Raw genomic sequence first — 4,704 nt, 5'->3', positions numbered from 1 at the left:
GTCCACCAGCACGTAGCGGCTGCCCAGCGTGCCGGCCTTCTCGCGCAGCCGTTGCAGATTGGTCTGCAGCTGGCCGAGCCGGATCTGCGCCGAAACGTTCATCGCCGCATAGGTGTATTTGCCGAGCGCACCATCGGCAGGCAGGCCATGGCGCAGCTGGAAACGCTTGACCGCCGAGTCGACATAGGAATCGAAGGCCGTCGAAATGCCGGCACTCTGCGACAGATCGCCGGAAACCATCAGCCGCTTGCGCAACGGCACCACATCCGGGTCATCGACGCCGAGCTGCAGCTTCTTGGTCGCGGGAACGTCGACCCAGCCACCCTGCCCGACAATGTTCTGGTATTGCCCGACCGCCTGTTCCGTGAAGGCGACGGTCTGCGGGCTGAAGATCGGCAGCGTCGAGGCCACCTTGCCGCCCTCGCTGGCGCGGGCGTCGAACTGGTCGTCCCAATTGCCGCGCGCTGAGGATTTCAGGATGTCACTGATCACATCCTGCGCATTGGCGCCGCCAGCGACCACCGCGGCTGCGAGCGCGGAGGCTCCGGAGAGGAAAAAACGACGGCTGGTTCTCATGGACGTTCCAGACATTTGTAGCAGTTCGATCACTTGCTGCGTTGATCACCGGGCGATCTCGCCCGCACTGTAAAATTGGCAATCTTAACAATTAGCCAACCATGCTCCGTATCACCTTGGTGTGACAGCGCCCAGGCGCGATACGGATTGCGGGTGAACGCATGGTCTTCACACCAGCATCACTGCCACTCTCGGTTCCACTGGAATATGGCGGCAACGTGGCCTAGCGCCCGAATCCGACTGGCCGGCATTCCGAAAAGAACGGACCGATGCTTTTGGGTATCGGGTCGGCGCCGTCGCCGAGCTATCGCCTATGGGGTCGACTGCCGCGCGGCAAGGCGCGCAGCCAGCCGCGAACGAGACTGGCTCAGGGCTTCGGACCCGGAGCCTCCAACTCGGAACATCGTTGCAGCACTTGGTTCTCAGGGTAACGCAATATCTTGCTGTCATCGAGTTTGAGCAGCAGCGCCCGCCTCTTTTCCACACTGTCGGTATCGTCCGAGCAAGTCAGGTCCAAAATGACGGCGTCCAAGCCTTTGATCTTCTGGACTTTGTCGATTGTGCAGCCGACTTCCCACATTTCCACCGACTTATCGGTGAACGTCACTCTGGAGTCATTGCCGTCGCACGGGCTGCTGCCTTCCATGGCGAAGGCATCCTTCCACCATTCCTCGGCGAAAGCCGTTTCTGACGCAAGCAGTAGCGCCGCCGCGACAAAACAGATCTTGAAACGCCTGCTTCGACCCATCACGCCCCCTTGTGTGGCGACATTAGGCATTGTGGAAGCGAAAGCAAAGCGTGGCCCACGGGGTTGCGGTCATCTGACAAACAGATGAACTCAAGTCGCCGTCAGTCGCTAGAAAAAGGCCGATGCCTCTCGGCACCGGCCCTGACTGAAGGTCGATATTTCGGCCGCGTTTCTGTGGCGCGGGCCGGATCCGATGCGGCGCCTTACATCCGGTAGGCGATGGTGTCGTTCCAGAAGCGGTCGAGCCGCTGCAAAGCACGGTTCATCTGCTTGAACTCGTCGGTGTTGATGCCGCCGACCTGTTCGATCGAGCCGACATGACGCTCGTAAAGGCCGGCGACGACCTCGGCCACCTCGTTGCCCTTCGGCGTCAGCGAGACACGGACCGAACGGCGGTCGATGCGCGAGCGCTGGTGATTGATGAAGCCGAGATCGACCAGCTTCTTCAGATTGTAGGAGACGTTCGAGCCGAGATAGTAGCCACGCGAGCGCAGTTCGCCGGCGGTCAGCTCGGAATTGCCGATGTTGAACAGCAGCAGCGCCTGGATGGCATTGATGTCGGAACGGCCGTTGCGGTCGAATTCGTCCTTGATCACATCAAGCAGGCGGCGGTGCAGCCGCTCAACAAGCTGCAGCGATTCCATGTACAGGGAACGGATAGCCTCGCGGCGATCGTCGGATACGTTGGCGGTCTTCGCCGCCGGACGCGAATTGATCATTGTCTTTGCCTCTCGTTTGTCGCCCTGGTGATTTTTTGTTTTTCACCTTGATCGCGACACTATCGAATACTCATAAAATTCGACTTAAACGCTAGGGCTAACAAGAGCTTACCGGTAAGGGGTTTCGGAAGAGGCTTAACGAACGGTCACCCGAGCAAGGATAATTAACCTAAAGATTTCGGCAACGATTGCGGGGCTCATTCGAGGCGACAGCCGGGCCGCCAATGGGTTCAACGGCTTAGTGGCGGACCGGGCGCTTCTGCAGGTAGATGACGACACGGAAGACGATGTAGAGCAGCGCCACCGCCGCATGCGAGGCGACAATCAGCAAGCGGTGGCCGAATAGCTCGGGAAAGCCGGCATACATGACCGTCTCGGTCACCGCGCAAATGAACCAGATCACCGGCCCCCAGGACGCCAGCATCCACAGGCCGGCAGCGGCAAAGGGAAAGAACACGGCGAGCACCACCGCAGCGACCTGCCAGTGCACGGGCATCAGGTCGAACCGCCACAGCGTACCCGGATAAAAGCCGATCAACCTGATCCAGTAGAGAATGCCGAACAGCAGGCAATAGCCCGATATGACGCGCTGGAACCAGGCGAAGATCACCTCCACCCCCGAGGGCTGCAGCACGACGCGCCTCGAAGTCACCTCGCTCATATCAAGAGTTCCCGTTCGCCGAGCGGGGCGAAATAGGCGTCGACATCCGCTTCGCTGACCGCAGCGAGGCTTGCCGGCCGCCATTGCGGCTTCGAGCCCTTGTCGATGATGGCGGCGCGGATACCTTCGTAGAAATCATGGCCGGCGAGCATTCGGTTGAGGATGCGGAACTCCATCTTCATGCAGGCTTCCATGGACAGCGTCAGTCCGGCGCTGATCTGACGCCAGGCGACGCGCAGGCTGGTCGGCGAGCGGGTGCGGATCGTCGCCAGTGTCTTTGCCGCGAACTCGTCGGCGTCGGCCGCACGCTCGAGGCTGTCGATGACGCGGTTCAGGGACGGTTGCGAAAAATGGCGAACAATCGCCTCCAGCGTCGGCCTGTCGGTTTCGCGCCTTGCCTGCACGAAGAAGCCGCGCAGCACCGATTCCGGATCGCCGGTCAGCGCCAGGCGGTCGAGAAAGCCAGCCTGGTCCTCGGCCTTGATGGTGTGGGTGGCCAGCCCCGACCACAGCGCATCGCCATAGCGGATGCGATTGCCGGTCAGCGCCAGATACATGCCGAAGGAGCCGCCGAGATCAGGCAGCAGGTGGCTGGCGCCAACATCCGGAAAAAAGCCGATGCCGACCTCCGGCATAGCAAATTGGGCATTCTCGGTCATCACCCGGTGCGAGCCATGGAAGGAGATGCCGACGCCGCCACCCATGACGATACCGTCGATCAGGGCGACATAAGGTTTCCTAGAACTGTTGATGCGGGCGTTGAGCCGGTATTCGTCGGCGAAGAACTCGACCGGCGGTTTTCCCGCCCGGCCTGTCTCATAGACATGCAGGATATCGCCGCCGGCCGAAAAGGCCCTGCCCTCTGCCTTGACGACGATGACGTCGATGCCCTGATCGTCCTCCCAGGCGGAAAGGGCAGCGCCGAGCGCCCCGATCATGCGGTGCGTCAACGCATTGAGCGCCTGCGGCCGCGTCAAGGTGACGACGCCGGCCCGGCCCAGATGTTCGAAGCGGATCTCGTCGCCTCCGCCAAAATCCATCGTGAAGAATCCCTCCCCCGGCCGCCGGGACTGAAGTGCTAAAGCGTGGCGCATGGGTGCGTCAATGGCGAGCACACCGGTGCAAGCTCTGGCCCGGACCAGGAGCCAGTGCTAAAAATCGAACTGCAATATTGGAAAACTGGATAGAGTTCATAGCAGCGCAGCTCTGGCGGGGCTTCGAACGGGACGATTGTTCATGACTCGATTTTCGCACCTTGCGCGGATGGCAATTGGCCTGAGCATCGGCTTGGCTGTTCACCCGGTCACGGCGGCGACTTTGGAAGACCTCTACAATTCGCAGACCATCGTCAACGGCAAATACGAGAAGAACCGCCAGTCCGGCTTCAAGCGCTGTCTCGATGCGGTTCTGGTGCGGGTTTCCGGCGATCAGCGCCTTCCGGCAAAACCTGAAATGACGGCATTGCGCGACAAGGCCGGCAGCTTCGTCGCTGGCTTCCACTACCGCGACCGCATGGAAGGCATTCCCAACCATGACGACCAGGGCACGTACGATCGGCCTCACAATCTCTACTGCCAGTACGGGCCGGCTGAAATCGACCCAGTGCTGGCTTCGCTCGGCAGCAGGCCGTGGCTGGCCGAGCGGCCGCGGCTGGCGGTGTTTTTGGTGACCGAGCGCGGAACAATGCATTACGCGCTCGATGCCGACGACGACCGTGGCATGCCGATGCGCGAATCGTTCGGCAATGCCGCCGTACCGCTGGCCATGCAGGTGGCTTTTCCCACGGCGGCGCAGCTGTCGCGGGCTGGATTGGACGATCAGGCGCTTCGCAATGCCGAGATGACGAAGCTAGACACACTGGCGAAGAAGACCGGCGCCGACCAGGCGCTTTCCGGCAGACTCGTCTGGAGCGACAAGGAACTGGGCTGGATCGCCGACTGGCGGCTGGCCGCGGCCGGCAAGACCTACATCTGGCAGGTGCGCGGCGTCAATTTCGACGA

Annotated in this window: 6 protein-coding genes; 1 reads left to right on the top strand and 5 read right to left on the bottom strand. The window is 61.4% G+C overall.

What is annotated here, in order from left to right; genetic code table 11:
• The 5 genes from EN749_RS30865 to EN749_RS30845 form a co-directional block, all read right to left on the bottom strand.
• The coding region (locus tag EN749_RS30865) for a peptidoglycan-binding protein (RefSeq protein WP_189367810.1) at window positions 1-576 on the bottom strand (576 nt) is incomplete at its 3' end.
• 367 nt (window positions 577-943) lie between these two features.
• Entirely contained in the window at window positions 944-1,354 is a 411-nt protein-coding gene (locus tag EN749_RS30860; RefSeq protein ID WP_245491528.1) for a hypothetical protein, read from the bottom strand.
• A gap of 173 nt (window positions 1,355-1,527) precedes the next feature.
• Window positions 1,528-2,043 (bottom strand): winged helix DNA-binding protein, encoded by a 516-nt coding sequence (locus EN749_RS30855; RefSeq protein WP_008875359.1) that lies wholly within the window; start codon window positions 2,041-2,043, stop codon window positions 1,528-1,530.
• Window positions 2,044-2,281: 238 nt separating this feature from the next.
• Window positions 2,282-2,704, bottom strand: coding sequence for a DUF6163 family protein (locus EN749_RS30850; RefSeq protein WP_127272646.1), 423 nt, complete (start codon window positions 2,702-2,704; stop codon window positions 2,282-2,284).
• Window positions 2,701-3,744 (bottom strand): enoyl-CoA hydratase/isomerase family protein, encoded by a 1,044-nt coding sequence (locus EN749_RS30845; protein WP_128364572.1) that lies wholly within the window; start codon window positions 3,742-3,744, stop codon window positions 2,701-2,703. Before EN749_RS30845 ends, EN749_RS30850 begins: the two co-directional genes overlap by 4 nt.
• 196 nt (window positions 3,745-3,940) lie before the next feature.
• On the opposite strand from EN749_RS30845, the gene EN749_RS30840 reads away from it, so the two are divergent.
• The coding region (locus EN749_RS30840; RefSeq protein WP_128364571.1) for a DUF2066 domain-containing protein at window positions 3,941-4,704 on the top strand (764 nt) is incomplete at its 3' end.

Source organism: Mesorhizobium sp. M7A.F.Ca.ET.027.02.1.1 (genome assembly GCF_004022985.1).
In the GTDB taxonomy this organism is placed as follows: Bacteria; Pseudomonadota; Alphaproteobacteria; order Rhizobiales; family Rhizobiaceae; genus Mesorhizobium.
Note: the sequence above shows the minus strand (reverse complement) of the source record. Positions and strands in the feature narration are given on the sequence as shown.

Excerpts from the sequence above, each read along its gene's own strand:
- EN749_RS30860 (WP_245491528.1), bottom strand. The coding sequence starts at position 1,354 with ATGCCTAATGTCGCCACACAAGGGGGCGTGATGGGTCGAAGCAGGCGT.
- EN749_RS30855 (WP_008875359.1), bottom strand. The coding sequence starts at position 2,043 with ATGATCAATTCGCGTCCGGCGGCGAAGACCGCCAACGTATCCGACGAT.
- EN749_RS30850 (WP_127272646.1), bottom strand. The coding sequence starts at position 2,704 with ATGAGCGAGGTGACTTCGAGGCGCGTCGTGCTGCAGCCCTCGGGGGTG.
- EN749_RS30845 (WP_128364572.1), bottom strand. The coding sequence starts at position 3,744 with ATGGATTTTGGCGGAGGCGACGAGATCCGCTTCGAACATCTGGGCCGG.